This is a genomic window from Streptomyces sp. SID4985, assembly GCF_009863025.1.
Classification (GTDB): Bacteria; Actinomycetota; Actinomycetes; order Streptomycetales; family Streptomycetaceae; genus Streptomyces.
Map to the genome: position 1 here is coordinate 25,884 of NZ_WWIR01000043.1, position 16,738 is coordinate 42,621.

14 protein-coding genes are annotated in these 16,738 nt (G+C 71.1%); 4 read left to right on the forward strand and 10 right to left on the reverse strand.

All coding sequences use genetic code 11. The features are described 5' to 3' along the window. Positions 1–181: 181 nt before the first annotated feature. Together GTW40_RS01760 and GTW40_RS01765 are read right to left on the reverse strand one after the other, a co-directional pair. Positions 182–691: a BMP family ABC transporter substrate-binding protein gene (locus GTW40_RS01760; RefSeq protein WP_161178362.1), complete on the reverse strand. Its 510-nt coding sequence runs from the start codon at positions 689–691 to the stop codon at positions 182–184. A gap of 169 nt (positions 692–860) precedes the next feature. Then, positions 861–1,826, reverse strand: coding sequence for an endonuclease/exonuclease/phosphatase family protein (locus GTW40_RS01765; protein ID WP_343245591.1), 966 nt, complete (start codon positions 1,824–1,826; stop codon positions 861–863). 121 nt (positions 1,827–1,947) lie between these two features. On the opposite strand from GTW40_RS01765, the gene GTW40_RS01770 reads away from it, so the two are divergent. Both GTW40_RS01770 and GTW40_RS01775 read left to right on the forward strand, forming a co-directional pair. Beyond that, positions 1,948–2,439: a hypothetical protein gene (locus tag GTW40_RS01770; RefSeq protein ID WP_161178363.1), complete on the forward strand. Its 492-nt coding sequence runs from the start codon at positions 1,948–1,950 to the stop codon at positions 2,437–2,439. Between the two features lie 185 nt (positions 2,440–2,624). After that, positions 2,625–3,779 (forward strand): glutathione-independent formaldehyde dehydrogenase, encoded by a 1,155-nt coding sequence (locus GTW40_RS01775; RefSeq protein ID WP_161178364.1) that lies wholly within the window; start codon positions 2,625–2,627, stop codon positions 3,777–3,779. A gap of 90 nt (positions 3,780–3,869) precedes the next feature. On the opposite strand, the gene GTW40_RS01780 is transcribed toward GTW40_RS01775, so the two are convergent. The 4 genes from GTW40_RS01780 to GTW40_RS01795 all read right to left on the reverse strand — a co-directional run bounded on the left by GTW40_RS01780 (position 3,870) and on the right by GTW40_RS01795 (position 7,437). After that, positions 3,870–4,871, reverse strand: coding sequence for a beta-ketoacyl-ACP synthase III (locus GTW40_RS01780; RefSeq protein WP_343245592.1), 1,002 nt, complete (start codon positions 4,869–4,871; stop codon positions 3,870–3,872). Continuing rightward, entirely contained in the window at positions 4,868–6,646 is a 1,779-nt protein-coding gene (locus tag GTW40_RS01785) for a fatty acyl-AMP ligase (protein ID WP_161178366.1), read from the reverse strand. Before GTW40_RS01785 ends, GTW40_RS01780 begins: the two co-directional genes overlap by 4 nt. 3 nt (positions 6,647–6,649) lie before the next feature. Next, positions 6,650–6,838, reverse strand: a complete 189-nt coding sequence (locus GTW40_RS01790) for a hypothetical protein (protein WP_161178367.1) — start codon at positions 6,836–6,838, stop codon at positions 6,650–6,652. 197 nt (positions 6,839–7,035) lie between these two features. Next, entirely contained in the window at positions 7,036–7,437 is a 402-nt protein-coding gene (locus GTW40_RS01795; RefSeq protein WP_161178368.1) for a nuclear transport factor 2 family protein, read from the reverse strand. A 763-nt stretch (positions 7,438–8,200) separates the two neighbouring features. Here GTW40_RS01795 and GTW40_RS01800 point away from each other — a divergent pair. After that, positions 8,201–10,657: a BTAD domain-containing putative transcriptional regulator gene (locus tag GTW40_RS01800; RefSeq protein ID WP_343245593.1), complete on the forward strand. Its 2,457-nt coding sequence runs from the start codon at positions 8,201–8,203 to the stop codon at positions 10,655–10,657. A 230-nt stretch (positions 10,658–10,887) separates the two neighbouring features. Here the strand turns inward: GTW40_RS01800 and GTW40_RS01805 are convergent, their stop codons facing one another. Together GTW40_RS01805 and GTW40_RS01810 are read right to left on the reverse strand one after the other, a co-directional pair. Beyond that, positions 10,888–11,250, reverse strand: a complete 363-nt coding sequence (locus GTW40_RS01805; RefSeq protein ID WP_161178370.1) for a helix-turn-helix domain-containing protein — start codon at positions 11,248–11,250, stop codon at positions 10,888–10,890. 183 nt (positions 11,251–11,433) lie between these two features. Further along, on the reverse strand, positions 11,434–13,050 hold the full coding sequence (locus tag GTW40_RS01810; RefSeq protein WP_161178371.1) for an aminotransferase class III-fold pyridoxal phosphate-dependent enzyme: 1,617 nt from the start codon (positions 13,048–13,050) through the stop codon (positions 11,434–11,436). A gap of 273 nt (positions 13,051–13,323) precedes the next feature. On the opposite strand from GTW40_RS01810, the gene GTW40_RS01815 reads away from it, so the two are divergent. Further along, on the forward strand, positions 13,324–13,845 hold the full coding sequence (locus tag GTW40_RS01815) for a flavin reductase family protein (protein ID WP_161178372.1): 522 nt from the start codon (positions 13,324–13,326) through the stop codon (positions 13,843–13,845). Between the two features lie 100 nt (positions 13,846–13,945). On the opposite strand, the gene GTW40_RS01820 is transcribed toward GTW40_RS01815, so the two are convergent. Further along, entirely contained in the window at positions 13,946–15,415 is a 1,470-nt protein-coding gene (locus GTW40_RS01820; RefSeq protein WP_343245594.1) for an FAD-dependent oxidoreductase, read from the reverse strand. A 56-nt stretch (positions 15,416–15,471) separates the two neighbouring features. Further along, positions 15,472–16,656: an acyl-CoA dehydrogenase family protein gene (locus tag GTW40_RS01825; protein WP_161178373.1), complete on the reverse strand. Its 1,185-nt coding sequence runs from the start codon at positions 16,654–16,656 to the stop codon at positions 15,472–15,474. Between the last annotated feature and the right edge of the window lie 82 nt (positions 16,657–16,738).

Consider the following 16,738-nt stretch of genomic DNA (forward strand, 5'->3'; position numbering starts at 1 on the left):
GAGCTGTCCTTTGCGAACACACAGCGAACACAAAACAGCTCGATAGTTCCCGAGACGATCACACTCTGACCATAGTCAGTTGATCTTCTTACTTGATCCTTAAGCGTGCGGACCGCTGGCTTCCGTATTCGGCCGACATGCCTTTTTTGCGGCCGGGTTGCATCGCATCGTTGAGCATGTGTCAGGAGGTGCCGGTCAAAGAGGCCACCGCTCCGCGCACGCCTTCCCGCACCTGTGCCGCGTTTCCCGCCTTCACCACTGAGACGTTTGCCGAATCCGATCCGTCTCCCACCACCACGAAACGCACGCCCTTCTGATGGGGTGCCACGGACCGAGCCGCCCGGACCTCCGCCGAACCGACGGCCACCACCACCGAACAGTGCTCCTGCACCAGGGAGTTGACGTACGGCACGACATTCGCCTGGGTGTCCGGCCCCATCGCCGACAGGAAACTCACCCGCGCCCTGGTCGCACGGGAAGCCTCCTGCATACCGGCCCACACCGGCGCCGCGGGCACCCCCGGCGCGACTCCGCGGCTGTCGGCGAGCAGACAGGCGTCCACGTCCCGGTACACCCGGGCCGTCGGCAACTCGCCCCCGCTCTCGGACGCGGGCCACAGGCAGACTCCCGCCACCCCGGCGAGCACCACGGCGCCGAGCCCCGCGCCGAAGGCGGCCGGACGCCTGCGCACCGGCCCCGGCAGAGCCTCTCGGATCCGCCCCACCCACCGCCACGACGCCTGCATGTCCGTCCCCTTCCGGAACACCGGGAGTGATGATCACCCCGCGAGGAGGCGAGAATAGAACAGCGGTTCCGTCTCGTGAACTTCGCTTCCGCCGTCGAAGCGGGGCGCCGACCCTTCAGCGCAGCGCGAGCCGGGCGACGACCGCGCGGTGGTCCGTGCCCGGGACGGTGCGTTCCGTCACGGAGAGGGCCGCCAGACCGGAGCCGTGCAGGACGTGGTCGAGCTGGACCAGGGGCGGGATCGGGGACTTGCCGACGGGCCAGGTGCGGGCCCAGCCGTGGCCGAGTTCGGCGTGGGAGTCGGTGAGGCCGCCCGAGGTGAGGAGGGTGCGCATCCGGGCGTGGTCGAGGGAAGCGTTGAAGTCGCCGAGGAACACCGTGTCGGAGCCGTCGGCGCGGGCGACCTCGGTGAGGGCGGTCATGTCACGGCCCCAGCGGGCGGCGTCACCGAGCGGGTAGTAGGTGTGTACGGCCACCAGCCGTACCGTCCGGCCGCCGACCGTCACCCGCGCGGTGGTCTGGGGCCAGGCGGTGTCGGCCTTCAACGGGCCGCCGTGCGTCAACGGCAGCCGGGAGTACAGGGACGAGTCGTTCTCGGGATGCAGTTCCCGGTACGGCAGCACCTTCCCCAGCCCGGCCTTCGCGAGCGCGGTCACCCCGGCGGACGGCAGCTCCTGCACCGCCAGCACATCGATCCGCTCGGACCGCACCAGCCGTACGACCGCCTCCGCATCCGCCTTCCCCACATGGGTGTTGAGCGTGACCACCCTCAACTCGGCCGCCCCGGAAGGGATGTGCTGCCGATCCGGTACGAACCGGGGCACCAGCAACGCCACATGAGCGGCCGCGAGCAGCGCCGCGACGACGATCACCGGCCGGGAGCGCAGCGCCCGCACCGCGAGCACCAGGACCAGCACGAGCACGCTCAGCACGGCGGCGTACGGGAACAGCACCACGGGCACGGCGAGCGGCGTCCCCCCGTCCAGCCCGCCCGCCCGCACGAGGAGCAGGACGGACAGCGGGACGAACACCACGCCCCACCCCAAGATCTTCCCGAGCCCGCCGACGCTCACTGTCCCCACCTCTCGACCTCTCGCCCGAGCCCAGGAGGTGATCACTCCGGCCCGTGAAGGGGGACGGCGCCGATGGCTCGCCGGTTGCACAAGGTGGGTGACCGCTCGCCGGTTGCATAAGGTGACCGCGATGAACGACGACGCGCGGATCACGGCCCTGCTCCACACCCTGGACCGGCTGCCCGGCCCCGACCACCTGGAGTTTCCCGACGGCTTCGACCTCGCCCGGGCGAAGACGCGAGCCATCCGGCTCAAGGACCACCTGACCCGGGACTTCGGCCACCCCTGCCGCCTGGACGACCAGAACCAGGACGCCAGTTACTACTGCGAGGTCGACGTGCCGGGCGAGGCGACCGGTGCGGGCGTGCCCCTCGTCCTGCGGCTGAGCAACTTCGGTGACCTGGCGGCCGTGACGGTACCGGGGCCCCTCGGCCAGGAGAGCCCGGAGGGCGCCGTCGCGGCGGAACCGCTGCGCATGGCCGACACCGCTCTCCGCGACCTCGGCTACACACCGGTGCCCGTACGGCTGCTGCACCGGCCCTACGACGGTGTGAGCACCTGGCTCGCCGCCGAGGAGCCCGATCGGGCCACCTGGTGGACCCGCTTCTTCGACTACCTGTGACACGCCCGACCCCCTCACCTGCGAGGCTTGCGGCGGTCGGGTCGGCGGAGTTACCTGGAAGTATCCGGCGGTGAAGCGAGGGTTCGAGGCCACGGTGTCGACCGGGGGCCCGCTCTTTGCGTACGCCCTCGGCGCGGTCCGCGCTCGCCACCGTCATCCGGCGTCAGACGCGGGAGGTGACAGAGGTGAGAGCCGTTGTCTACGAGAGGCCCTTCAGTGTCACGGTCGCGGAGGTGGAGGACCCGCAGATCCTGCACCCCAACGATGTGATCGTCCGGGTCACGTCGTCCGCGATCTGCGGCTCGGACCTGCACATGTACGAGGGGCGCACGGCGGCCGAGCCGGGCATCGTCTTCGGCCACGAGAACCTGGGCGTGATCGAGGAGGTCGGCGACGGCGTGACCTCGCTGAAGGTGGGCGACCGTGTCGTCATGCCGTTCAACGTCGCGTGCGGGTTCTGCAAGAACTGTCTCGCCGGGGAGACCGGGTTCTGTCTGACGGTCAACCCCGGCTTCGCGGGCGGTGCCTACGGCTATGTGGCCATGGGCCCGTACATGGGCGGTCAGGCCGAGCGGCTGCGGGTGCCGTTCGCCGACTTCAACTGTCTGAAGCTGCCCGAAGGGGACGAGAACGAGACGGACTACGTCCTGCTGGCCGACATCTTCCCGACCGGCTACCACGGCTGCGAACTCGCCCAGGTGTCGCCCGGTGAGACCGTCGCGGTGTACGGGGCAGGACCGGTCGGCCTGATGGCCGCCTACTCGGCGCTGCTGCGCGGCGCGTCCAAGGTGTTCGTCGTCGACCGCGTGCCCGAGCGGCTCGCCAAGGCGGCGGAGATCGGGGCCATCCCGATCGACTTCACCCAGGGCGACCCGGCCGAGCAGATCAAGGCCCAGACGAACGGAGAGGGCACCGACAAGGGGATCGACGCCGTCGGCTACCAGGCCCAGAAGGGCGACGAGGCCCACCACGAGGAACCCGCGATCGTCCTCAACCAGCTGGTGGAGACGGTCCGCCCGACCGGCAGGCTCGGCATCCCGGGCCTGTACGTGCCGTCCGACCCCGGTGGCCCCGACGAGCACGCCAAGCACGGCCAACTCCTGGTCTCGATCGGCAAGATGTTCGAGAAGGGCCAGAAGATGGGCACGGGCCAGTGCAACGTCAAGCGGTACAACCGCCAGCTGCGCGACCTGATCACCTCCGGCCGCGCCCGCCCCAGCTTCGTGGTCTCCCACGAACTGCCGCTGGAGGAGGCCCCGCAGGCGTACGAGAAGTTCGACCAGCGGATCGAGGGCTACACCAAGGTGGTGCTCCACCCGGGTCACGACCTCGCCGCGTGAGACAGCCGTCCGAGGGGGCCGCCGCACGGCACGACGGCCCCCTCGGCGGTACGGCACGACCAGTGACCGCCCGGACCAGTGACCGCCCGGTCAGGGCAGCGACACCACCTGGGCCGCGTGCGCCAGCCCCGCGCCGAAGCCGACCAGCAGGGCCGGGGCGCCGCTGGGCAGAGAGCCCCGGGACAGCAGGGCACCCAGCGCCAGGGGGATGGACGCGGCCGAGGTGTTGCCCGCGGTGACGACGTCCCGGGCGACGACGGTGTGCGGGGCGAGGCCCAGGGACCGGGCGGCGGCGTCGATGATGCGGGCGTTGGCCTGGTGGGGCACGAAGGCCGCGAGGTCGGAGAGCTCCAGCCCCGCCTCCCGCACCGCCTGCCGGGAGATGTCCGGCACGACACGGCTCGCCCAGCGGAACACCTCCGGGCCCGCCATCCGCAGCGTCGGCCACGGGCCCGGGGTCTCCCGGGTGTGCAGCCAGCTGCGGTCATGGGCGATCATGTGGTGCCGTTCCCCGTCGGAGCCCCACACCACCGGACCGATGCCCGGGGTGTCGGAGGGGCCGACCACGACCGCTCCGGCGCCGTCACCGAAGAGGAACGCCGTGCCCCGGTCCGTCGGATCGACGATGTCGCTCATCTTCTCCGAGCCGATCACCACGACGTTGCGGGCGTCGCCGGAGCGCACCAGCGAGTCGGCCAGCCCCAGGGCGTAGCAGAACCCCGAGCACGCGGCGGCGACGTCCAGGCTGCCCGCGGAGCGGGCGCCCAGCTGATGGGCGACCCGGGGCGCGGCGGCCGGGGCCTGCTCCAGGAAGGACATCGTGGCGAGCAGCACCATGCCGACGTCGTCGGGCTGGGTGCCGGACTGGGCCATCGCCTTGCGGGCCGCCTCCACCGCCATGCTGATGACGGTCTCGTCGGGGCCCGCGACGCACCGTGTCTCGATGCCGGAGCGGCGGCGGATCCACTCGTCGCTGGAGTCGATGCGGGCGCAGATCTCGTCGTTGCCCACCACTCGCGTCGGCCGGTACACGCCCACGCCGAGAATGCGCGATCCCGGGCTGCGCTCGGGCACACGGAGCCGGGCCATCACGCCTGCCTTCCCGCGGGCGCGGCCGCCGGTGCGGTCACGGCCCTCAACTCGCCGTTCTCGTAACGCCTCTTGCACGCGCGGCGCTGCACCTTGCCGCTGGACGTCTTCGACAGCGCGCCGCGCCGTACGACCAGGACCTCGTCCGGGGTGATCCGGTGCGCCTCGCGCACGGCGTCCCGGACGTGCCGGTGCAGGGCCTCGGCGCCCAGGGAGTTGAGCACCCGGCCGTCGGCCTCGACGACCACGACCAGCCGTTCGTGGGTGCCGTCGTCGCAGGAGAAGGCGGCCGCGCAGTTCGGGCGCAGACCCGCCACGGCGTGCTCCGCCGACAGTTCGATGTCCTGCGGGTAGTGGTTGCGGCCCTTGCGGATGATGACGTCCTTCAGCCGCCCGGTGACGTGCAGTTGGCCGTCGTGCAGGAAGCCGAGGTCACCGGTGCGCAGTTGGGCGGAGCCCTCGTCCTGGGCGACGCGGGCGCGGAAGGTGTCCTCGCTCGCCTCGGGGCGGCCCAGATAGCCGTCCGCCACACAGGGACCGGAGACCCAGATCTCGCCGATCCGCCCCTCGGGAAGCTCCTCCCGGGTGACGGGGTCCACGATCCGCACCCGGGTCCGCCCGACCGTGCCGCCGCTGCTGACCACGGGCACGGCGTCCTCGGCCGATTCTCCGACGGGTTCGGCGACGCCGTCGCGCAGGGACTCGGCGGACAGCCACAGCACGCCGGGCTCGCGGTCCTGACGGGTGCCGGTGACCTTGAGGGTGTTCTCCGCCAGGCCGTAGCCGGGGCACATGGCACGGGGGTCGAAGCCGTACGGCGCGAACGCCTCGGTGAAGGAGCGGATCGTGCCCCAGCGCACCGGCTCGGCGCCGTTGGCGGCCACGCGCCAGCGCGACAGATCGCCCACCTCGGCGGTCCTGCCCTCCGCGGCGGCCCGCGCGCACAGCTCGTAGGCGAAGCTGGGCGCGGCGGCGTGCGTGCCGCCGAAGCGGGCGAGGGCCTCCAGCCAGCGGGCCGGGCGCCGGATGAAGGCGTCGGGGGCCATCAGATACGACGGGATGCCCGCCCACAGCGGCAGCACGACACCGAAGAGCATCCCCATGTCGTGGAAGAGCGGCAGCCAGTTCACCACCGTGCCGTGCGGCTCACAGGGCCACAGCTCGTCGGTCTCGACCACGTTGGCGAGGAAGTTGGCGTGAGTGACCATCACCCCCTTGGGATCGCCGGTGGAGCCGGACGTGTACTGCAGCAGGGCGATGTCCTCGGGCGCCGGTGTGCCGATGTCCTCGCCGGGTACCGGCCGGCCGGCGGCCGGGGCCGGGCCGTCGGTGGCGAGCAGGGTGAGTCCGGCCAGCTCGGGCAGGTCGCCGAAGCGTTCGCGCAGATCGCGGACGACCTCGGTCGTGGTCAGGACGGTCGACGTGCCCGCGTCGTCGGCGATCCGGCGCAGCCGCAGCACCTCGTCGCGGCGCCGGGGCGTCTGTACCGGAGCGCCGGCCACGCGGCCGTACATGCATCCCAGGAGGGTGCGTACGAACTCCAGGCCCGAGGGATAGAGCAGTACGGCGCTGCGGCCGGACAGCCCGGCGGCGGCGAAGCGGGCGGCGCGCAGCCGGGCGGCGTCGTGCAGTTCGCGGTAGGTGAGCGACTCGGCCGGGTCTTCGCCGTTGCGCAGGAAGACGTAGGCCGTTTCGTCGGGCTGCTTCTCACTGCGCAGCCGCAGGGCGTCGGGAAGGGTGCGTACGTCGACGTGCGGGTTCGGTCCGGTGGTCGTCACGTTTCAGAGCTCCTTGTCGGCCCTGGCTCCTGCCTCGGGCTGGTACGACGTGCCGGTGGGGGAGGTGGGGAGCACGGCGAACGGCATCAGCGCGGCCAGCAGCAGCTCCTGGACGCTGGGGATCAGCCGCGCGTCCGCCGCGGACTCCGGTCCGCTCCCGCGCACCGGTTCGGCCCCGGCTCGGTGGTCCATGGCGTACTCCTTCGCTGTCGATCACCCCTTCGCGGGGCGGTCATGGCGCGGTAACCGCGTGCTCCGGAAAGTCCGGGAGGGGACCGGGAAAGGACGGGAAGGGACGGGAAAGGGCGGGAAAGAGCGGGAGGGGAAAGGCCCCTGTGCGCGGGAGAGCCGTGGCCCCGGGCACAGGGGCGGACGTGACCCGAGGCGCGCTAGGCCGCGGGAGCCTCGTCCGGGACCGGGCGGTCGACGGCCAGGCGCCATTCGCCGTCCTCGTTGCGGATCAGCACGTCGGTGCAGGTGCCGTGCATGTGGAGGGTCTGCCCGTCGGGGGTGGGGACGTCGAGGGAGTAGTCCACGATGAGGAGGGAGGTGTCGCCGGTGGTGTACGTCTGGAGCACGCGGGAGTCGATCTTCGGGCCGGAGGCCAGGAATTCCTTGAAGAACGCGGTGCGGGCCGCGCCCGACAGGGGGGCGCCGGAGATGTTGGAGACGGCGTCGTCGGTGTACATGGCGTCGTAAAGCGCCCCGTCGCCCGAGTTGAAGACGCGGACGAAGAGTTCGTTCAGCTTGTCCGGGTCCTCGGGAATTTCGAAGTCGATGAGATTGCTCATGGAAATACTTCTCCCCAGCTCTCCGTGTATACGTTCCGGTGGGTTGAATTGCGACGTCGGGAAGCCTCGCAGAATTCCACCCCGGACTGGTCACGGTGGGGTAACTTCGCATTCCCCGGGAGTCGGGTGACCTCGCGGTTACCCGGCGGTGGGTGCGGTGGCCGACCCGCTCGCGTCACCCCGGGTGCTTACCTCGCGGTGGGCGGTTACCTGGAAGTCAGTACTTACCTCTGGGTCGGCGACTGGTCTAAGGTCGGCTCGTGTAGCTTACGGGGAGGACGTGTCGGCCAATGCGGACAAAGTGCACCATCCGAGCGGCGAATCCTGATGAGCGGGGTCTCCCCGCGCCGGCCCACCGGAATGCGAGATTCCGGGTGGCGTGCCCCTCCGGCTTCGAATAGGAAGTCATCTTCTAGGACAGCGGGACCCGGCTGAAAAACGCCTCCGGTGGCCGGAAAGGCAACCTGGACGCCGTACCCGAGTCGTTCACTGCGAATTCAACGGGGAATCGCATGGTCGATCCGATTCGGTGTGTTCTCCTTCACATCCAGGAATGTGCGGGCTGAGCACGGCTGGGCCTACCTTCATGGAGCACGAAAACCAGTTTTCTACCGGCCGATGTGTCCTATGCGAGCGACTAGGGGGAGCTGTGCAGTTTCGCGTCCTGGGGCCTCTGGAGGCTTTGGACGATGGTTGTTCTCTCAGCCTGGGAGGCACGAAGCAGCGGGCCACGCTCGGATACCTGCTCCTGCAGGCCAACCGGGTGGTGCCGACCAGCCAGCTGCTCGACGCCCTGTGGGCTGTCGACGACGCGCCGACCTCGGCGCGCAAGATCCTGCAGAACGCCGTCTGGGGCCTGCGCAGGGCCCTCACTCCGCCGGGCGGGGGTGCGCGGGCACCCCTGGTGACCCAGCCGCCCGGCTACAAACTGACCGTCGACTCCGACGACGTCGACCTCTACCGTTTCCAGACCATGGCCGAGCGCGGCCGTGAGGCCCTGACCTCGGGCCGCTCCGAGGCCGCCGCGGCGCTGCTGCGCGAGGCGCTCGAACTGTGGCGCGGCCCCGTCCTGTCCGACCTGGTCGAGTCCGGCATCGCCTGGCCCGAGCTGTCCGCCGTGCAGAACGCCCGGCTGAACGCCATGGAGGACTACTTCGACGCGGAACTCGCGCTGGGCCGCCACCACGCGGTGCTGGGCGAGCTGGAGGCCATGGTCGAGGACACCGCGCTGCGGGAGCGCTCCAGCGGGCAGCTCATGATCGCCCTGTACCGCAGCGGCCGCCAGGCCGACGCCCTCAACGTCTACAGCCGCGTACGCGCGGTGCTCGTGGAGGAACTCGGACTCGAACCCGGCCGCGAACTCCAGACCCTGCAACAGGCGATCCTGAACCACGACCCCCGCCTGAACGTACCGGCGGCGCCGGGAGCGCGGGAGCCGTACGCGGAACCCCCGAGGGAGGGCATACGCACGGGCCCTTCCCGGCTCGCCCCCGCCGGACCCTCCGCCCTGCTGGCCGCCTCGCTGACCGCGGCCCCGTCCGGCCGGACCCCGACAGCGTTGTCCGGCCCGCGCGACGTACGGACGGACCACCGTCCCGACGTACGGACGGACCACCGTCCCGACGTACGGACGGACGGCCGTCCCGATGTGCGCGGGGACGACCGTCCCGTGGAGCCGGTGGTCCCGGCTCCCGCCGTCGCGGCGCTCGTGCCCGCCCCCGACCCCGCGACGGTGGGCGACGTGGCGATGGCCGGGAACCGGCGGCGCGGTGCGTCGGCCGGACCGGGCGGCGACGCGGCCGAACGACGGCAGGTCAGCGTCCTGCTGATGCGCGCCCAGGTCGACACCAGCGCCGTGGACGGCGACGCCGAGGCCGCCGACGAACTGCTGGAGTCGGTGTCACGGTGGGTGCACCAGAACATCGAGTACTTCGGTGGCAGGGTCACCGCGGCGATCGGCTCGATCCTGATGGCGCTGTTCGACGCCGGTGAGGACGGCGGCGACGACGCCGAGCGGGCGGTGCTCGCCGCGCTCGCGACCCGGGACGGCCTCCACTCCGCCGTCCTCCCGGGCGCCCCCGACGGCGGCGGACTGTCCTTCCGGGCCGCCGTCGCCACCGGCGAGGCCGTCCTGCGCTACCGGCCCGGCGACCTCGAACAGCCCTCGTCCATCACCGGAAAGCTGCTGAACACCTGCGACTCGCTGCTCTCCCGCGCGCAGGCCGGGGAGATCCGCGCCTGCGACGGCACCCGCACGGCCACCGAGACCATGATCGGCTACCAGCCCCTGCCAGAAGGGGACGGCAGCGGGCAGTGGGCCGTGCAGGGCATCCAGCGGGAGTACGTCGGAACGCTCAGGACGCCCACCGTGGAGCGGGAGTTCGAGCTGTCGCTGCTGACCGAACTGCTGGAGCGGACCCGGTATCGCGGGACCCCGCACGTCGTGACCGTCCTCGGCGATCCCGGCATCGGCAAGACACGCTTCCTCACCGAGTTCGGGCGTACGGTCAAGGACCGCGCCCATGTGGCCAGCGTGAGCGTGTGCCGTGCACGGCGCTCCGGCACCGACGGCGTCTTCGGGATCCAGCAACAGCTGGTGCGCGCCCTGTGCGGCATCGAGGCCGGTGACGTCCTCCCGGTCGCCCGGGAGAAACTCGTGCTCGCTCTGGGCCGGCTGGTCGAGGAGGAGCGGATGCCGAGACTGCTCGAGTGCCTGCACCAGTTCGTCGACCCCGGCGCCGAGTCCCCCGTACGCCTGACCCACACGGGCGACGAACTGGCCGCCTGGCGCCGGTTCCTGGAGCACGCCACGCTGGAGCGGCCGCTCGTCCTGCTCGTCGACGACCTGCACGGTGCCGACGACGCCGTGCTGAACTTCGTCGCGGGCCTGGCGGACTTCTCCGGCGTACCGCTCCTCGTGGTGGCCACGGCCCGGCCCGAGCTGCTCCAGCTGCGCCCGGAATGGGGCGGCGGCAAGCGGCATGTCACTACGCTCACCCTGGACCCGCTGTCGGACGCCGCCGTGGACCAGCTGCTCGACAGTCTGCTGCCCGACGACGTGCGGACGGAGGCGAAGGACCCGGCCAAGTGGCTCCGCAGGGCGCTGCGGGTGCGCCTGGGCGGGCGTCAGGACGACCGGCGGCGCTACATCCGCTCACTGCTGCGCATCCAGCCGCCCCGGGGATTCCGCCCCGGGATGCCCTGTCCGCTGGCGGGCTGACCGCTCCCGCCGGTCACCGCCTTCCGGCCGACCGCCCCGCGCGAGCTGCTCGCCGCGGGGTGGTCGGCCGGGTGGGGCGTGCGGGGCGGTCGTGCGGGCGGTCCGAGGGTTGCGGTCCAGGGTTCGGGACGGGGGTTGCGGTCCGGGGTTCGGTCCGGGGGTGTGGTGCGTACGCCGCCCAGCCCGGGTGTCTTCGCCCGCGGGCCGAGCGGTGTGCGCGATGTGCGCGGTCAGACCTTGGCGGCCTTGGCCGCCACGGGCTCGCGCTCCTCCCGGGGCGCGAGATGCTCCCGGCCCCAGGCACCGAGGGGTTCGAGCGCCTCGTTGAGGGCCACCCCCGTGGGGGTCAGCGAGTACTCCACCCGCAGCGGCGCCTGGTCGAACGTCGTCCGCAGCACGATCCCGTCGGCCTCCAGCTCGCGCAGTTGCTGGATCAGCACTTTCTCGCTCACTCCCGGAACGAGCCGTTTCAACGCCCCGAATCGGTGGGGCTGGTGACGCAGAGCCCAGAGGATGAGAACTTTCCACTTGCCGCTGATGACTTCCATCGCGGCGTCCAGGCCGCAGAAGGCCGGCCGTGCCCTCACGCTCATTTTCCCACCCCTGCCTCCGTCTCAGGCGGCCGTTCATGTGCAGGTGAAGCCAGAACCGCCAGAGTAACGCAGAGCCTCGCCCGAACGAGTGCGGGCCCGTTGTAACAAGCCCTTAACTGGCCGAAAAACAACGGTGGTCGACCGTGTCATCCGGTGTGCCGCGCGAGGGAGAATGCCGGACCGTCACACGCCGAACAACGCCTGTTCGTTCTGTTCCCGCAGTACGGCGCACAGCTCGCGCAGCGCCGCCTCCAGACGGTCCACCTCGGCGTCGGTCAGCAGGACCGACGGTTCGAAGCGAAGGGTGTCGACCGCGCTTGCCGTCGGGAACGTGCGAACGCGGTGCACGCGGAACAGATAGCCGGAGAGGGCGTAGCCGAAGATGCCCGCGGCGGCCGCGTCCCGGATCCCGGTGGCCGCCGAACCGGACTGGTCGTGGAACTCCAGCCCCAGCATCAGGCCCCTGCCCCGCACGTCCTTGACGACATCGGGGAACTCCGCGCGCAGCGACTCGAACAGCGACAGCAGCCGCTCCCCCCACTTTCCGGCCAGCCGGTACGCCTCGCCGTCACCGGCCTCGAGCAGTTCCAGGGTCTTGAGGGCGAGCGTGTTGGAGAACGTGTCCTTGGCGAAGGTCGAACTGTGCACGAGCTCGAAGTCCTTGCGGTACCGGCTCTCCCGCACCAGCGTCACCGCGGCCTTGGCGATCCCGCCGCCCAGCCCCTTGGCCAGCGTGTAGTAGTCGGCCCGCAGACCGATGAGCGAGCTGGCGAAGAACGCCCCGGTGCGGCCCATACCGCTCTGAATCTCGTCCACGACGACCGGGCAGCCGACGGAGTCACTGGCCCGCCGCACCGCCCGGGCCATCTCGGGGGAGACCAGGTGAATGCCGCCCTCACCCTGGACCACCTCCAGCACGAACGCGGCGAAGACCGGGAACGGCCGCTCCACCAGGCGTACTTCGCCGTCCTCGACGACCACGTCCAGCACGGTGGCCCGCTCCTCCTCGGTCAGCTTCGCCACGGCCTGCGGCTGGTCGAAGGGCAGGAAGCGGGCCTGCGCGGCCATGCCCGCGAACGGCAGCCGGAACGCGGCGTTGTGCGTCAACTGGACACTGCCCGCGAGCTTTCCGTGGAACCCGCCCTCCAGCGTGAGGAACACCGGTGGCCTGGCCGCCTGTTCGGCATTGCGCCGCAGGACCACGGCCACCAGGTCCTCGAAGACGTCCAGGCTCCGCGCGTCCGTACCGGGCGTGTCCGTACCCCGCGCGTCCGCTTCGAGGGTGACCGAGCGCAGGGCACCAGCTGCCACCGTCGCCCGTTTGGCGGCCACCGCCTCCCGCGCCTCGGCGATGTGCACGGCGACCTCCGCCTCCAGTGCCCGCACCTTCAGCACCCGGTCGAACTCCGCGTGCTTCAGTGCCACTTCGACCGACTCGGCACCGCTGTTGGAGAACACCGCGTAGTACGGCTCGGAGTCGGCGAACTCCCGCCGGAGGATTCGGTTCAGGGCCGCGGCGACCTCGCTCGCCGCGGTCTGCCGCGAGGCCTGCGCCAGCACGGGCCTGCCCGAGTCGAGGAACTCCCTTGCGGCAGCAACGATCTCGGGGTGGTTGTGGCCCAGTATCAGCGCGCCGTATCCGCCGGCGTAGTCGAGGACCGGAATCTCCTGACCGCTCCCGTCGCGGAAGAAGAGCGTATTGCCCTCCGCGCGCACATACTCCACGTCGATTCCCAGGAACTCCAGGAATCCGAGCATCTGCGGTTCCGCGAGTTCGACTTCGGGCGAAGGAGAGTTCATGTCGGCCCCTTTTCCGTCGTGAGTGTCCTCAGGGACATGGCGGTCGGTCGCGCCGAGAAATCCGGCATATCGAGGCGACCTTACGGGAGAAGGGCGGAAGCGTTGCCAGCGCGCGGTCATGAGACGGTAAACGCCCTTGCGGCGACGGAGGTTAGTGCGGGATGACCTGCGAATGGAGGGGCACCCGGATCCCGCGGATAAGTTGTCGTGGACTCTGTTCAGGATTTCGGGCGAGGACACCGGCCGCGAACGCGCGAACGACGGGAGAACGCAATGTCCGATCAGGGGCCCTCGACATCCATGGTGGTGCCCGCTTCACTGCGCGAGGCCATGGCACGGTTCACCACCGGCGTCGTCGCACTCACCGTGGGCGGCGAGCACATGCACGGCATGACGGCCAACGCCTTCAGCTCGGTCTCGCTGGAACCCCCGCAGGTGCTGTGCTGCGTGGCCCACAGCGCCGTCATGCACAAGGCGATCACGTCCGAGCGGCGGTTCGCCGTGTCCATCATGGGAGCGGACCAGGAGGGCCTGGCACGCCACTTCGCCGACAAGTCGCGCCCGCTCGGGCCGCCGCAGTTCGCCTCCGTCGACTGGCGGCCGGGCCCGCACACCGGCGCACCCCTGCTCGCGGGGGCGCTGGCCTGGCTGGAGTGCGAACTGGCCGACTCGCACGACTCCGGCGACCACTCCATATTCATCGGCTCGGTACTGCACTCCCTGAGCGGGCCCGGCCGGCAGGGCCTGCTCTTCTTCGACGGCGGCTTCCACGCGGGAGTGACGGCCGGGCCCTGACGGAGGCCGCGGCGGACCCGCTGCCGAGGTCGGCATGAGAAAGGGCCGGTCCCCCAACCAGGTTGGGGGACCGGCCCGTTCCCTTCCGCCACCGCGTCCGTCAGGAGACGGTGAGGCTCCGCGCCCCCTTCGTCATCTTGAGCACCTGCTGCGCGGCCCGCAGCCCCGACTCGATGGCACCCTCCACGAAGCCGACCCAGCCGGTGGCTATGTCACCGCTCGCGAACGACACGCGGCCCTGCGGCTGCTGGATCGCGGGCAGCTGGGCGATGAGCTGCCCCGGCCGCCGGAGCGCCCAGCCTCCCTGGGAATACGGGTCCTTGCCCCAGTCGTGCGCCAGCACTTCCAGCACCCGCACATCGGGCAGGAACTTCCGTACGGCGTCCTGCACCGCGCCGGTGTCGGCGCCGTCCAGGACGGGCAGGCTGTTGAAGCCGACCATGAGCTGGCCGCCGGTCACGTTCGCCTGGGAGAGCAGGGTGGTGAACGGACTGCCCTCCGCCCCGCGCGCCGCCACCCGGTCGGAGAGCCCGCTGACCTGCATCCACAGCTTGCCGCTGTAGGGCACCCCGACGCCCTGGGTGGTGGCCGTCTGGTGCACATTCGGCAGTTCGGGGCGGAAGGTGATGCTCTTCCACACGTTCACCGGTACGGCGACCACGACGGCCCGTGCCTGGTAAACCTGCCCGGACCGCACGGTCACCTTGACCTTGCCGCCGTCGTCGGCCACCGAGACCACGGGCGAGTTCAGCCGCAGTGTGGCCCCCGCGTCGTTGAGCATGGCCTGCAGCAGCCCGGTCATGCCGCCCGCGAGGCGCTGGGACATGACGGCCTCGTACCCCGCCACGTTGTACCCGGCCAGCGACCACCACTGGGCGAGGGCCGTGTAGGCGCCGGTGGCGCTGGAACCGCCCGAGTACCCGGCGGTCGTACCGCTGAGCCAGCTCTCGTCGTCGGCGGACAGCCGCAGCCGGTCGAGCCGGTCGCGCAGGGAGAGCCCGTCCGCCGCGGCGACCAGGTCCTTGCGGTACAGCGGATCGGTCGGGCGCGGGAAGAGGTCCTGGGCGCCCTCGAAGAGCCGGTTCATCAGGTCGCCGTACCGCGCGTCGACCTCGTCCGGCGGGAACTCCTTGAAGCCCCCGCCGGACGGCATGATCAGGCGGGTCGGCGGTGTGCCGGAGAGCGTGCCGATGCCGTACCGCTTCAGCTCCGCGTTGATCAGGGGCTGCGTCGGGCCGATCCACTGCGCGCCGATCTCGATCTGCTGGTCGAGGAAGGTGGAGGTGAAGGTGCGGCCGCCGATGCGGTCGCGCGCCTCCAGGATCAGCGGCCGCAGTCCCTTCGCCCGCAGCTCGCGGGCGGCGGTGACACCGGCGTAACCGGCGCCGATCACGATGACGTCGTAGACCGTGTCGGGTGCCTCGTCCCTGGGGGACACCAGGGACGAGGCGAACGCCGGTGCGGTCGCCGCCGGTACCGCGAGGGCCGTGAGGCCGCCCGCCTTGAGCACGGTACGACGCGGCAGCCTGCGGGGCGCCGAAGCGGTGGGCAGGCGTCTGTCTTTGGTCACATCGCATCCTTCGGTGTTGCACCCCCCGTACGCGAACGCCGGAAGGAGGGATCGGTCTAGAGCAGCGGAGTGTCGGGGTCGAGGCCGAGCAGGACGCGGCCGTGGACCTCGAGGCTGGAGGAGAGCAGGATCATTCCGTGCAGGGCGAGGCCCTGGATGTCGCGGTGGAACCGCTGGATGGGGACCCTGCGCTGGATCGCGGTGGCGCCGCTGGCGTTGTAGAGCACCTCCACCGCCTCCTTGGCCAGTTGCACCGCGTAGGCGCTGTGGCCGCGCACCGCCGCCCGCTCCTCCAGCGTGAGCTGCTCACCGGCGTCGGCGCGCCGCTGGAGGGTCTCGTACGTGCGGTGCATCAGGGCCTCGGCGGCGGCGATCTTCGCGTCCGCCGTGGCGACCTGGATCTGGGTGAGCGGGTGCTGGGCCTGGTCGGTCCAGGACGTGTAGGTGATGCCCCGGCCGGGCAGCCGCTCGACGAACGCGTCCAGGGCGCCCCGGGCCGCGCCGATCAGCGTGGCCACGCCCTGGGAGATGATGTAGCTGTACAGCCCGTACTCGCGGCCCGTGGGCTGCCAGTCCGCCGGGAGGTCCGCCAGCGCGGCCTCGAACGCGGCCGGGTCGGTCGGCACGACGCGGTGCGCCGGTACGAACACGTCGGTGGCCGTCGAGGTGGAGCTGCCGGTCGCGGCGACGGACGAGGTGTGCCAGTCGTCCTCGAGGGTGAACTCCCGCATCGGCACCATCGCGATCGCCTCTTCGACCGTGCCGTCGGGGTGGTGCACGAGAGAGGTGGCCACGTTCCACTGGGCGCCGCGGCAGCCGGAGTTGAACTTCCAGGAGCCGTTCAGGACGAAGCCGCCCTCGGCGGGCGTCAGCACGCCGGACGGCGTGAACCCACCGGAGATGCGCACGTCGGGCGTCGCGAAGATCTCCTTCTGGATCTCCTCGGGGAACAGCGTGATCATCCAGGCGCTGGACACCCACACGCTGGCGATCCAGCTGGTGGACACGTCCGCGCGGGCGATCTCGGCAAGGACCGCGGCCTGGTCGGCGACCGAGAGCTCCAGGCCGCCGAAGATCTTCGGGGTGGCCATGCGGAACACACCGGCCTCTTCGAGGAGCCGGAGGTTCTCCTCGGGCAGCCAGCGGCGGTCCTCCGCCTCCAGCCCGTTCTCCTTGAGCCTGGGGGCGATTTCTCGCACCGCATCCACCAGGGATGCCACGTCGACTGCATGCGTCGGCATTGCCGTCTCCTTGTCCGTCAGGGGCAACACCGGCAGCCTGGCAGAGCGGACACGGAACGCAGTCATGGCGCGGTAACCGGCT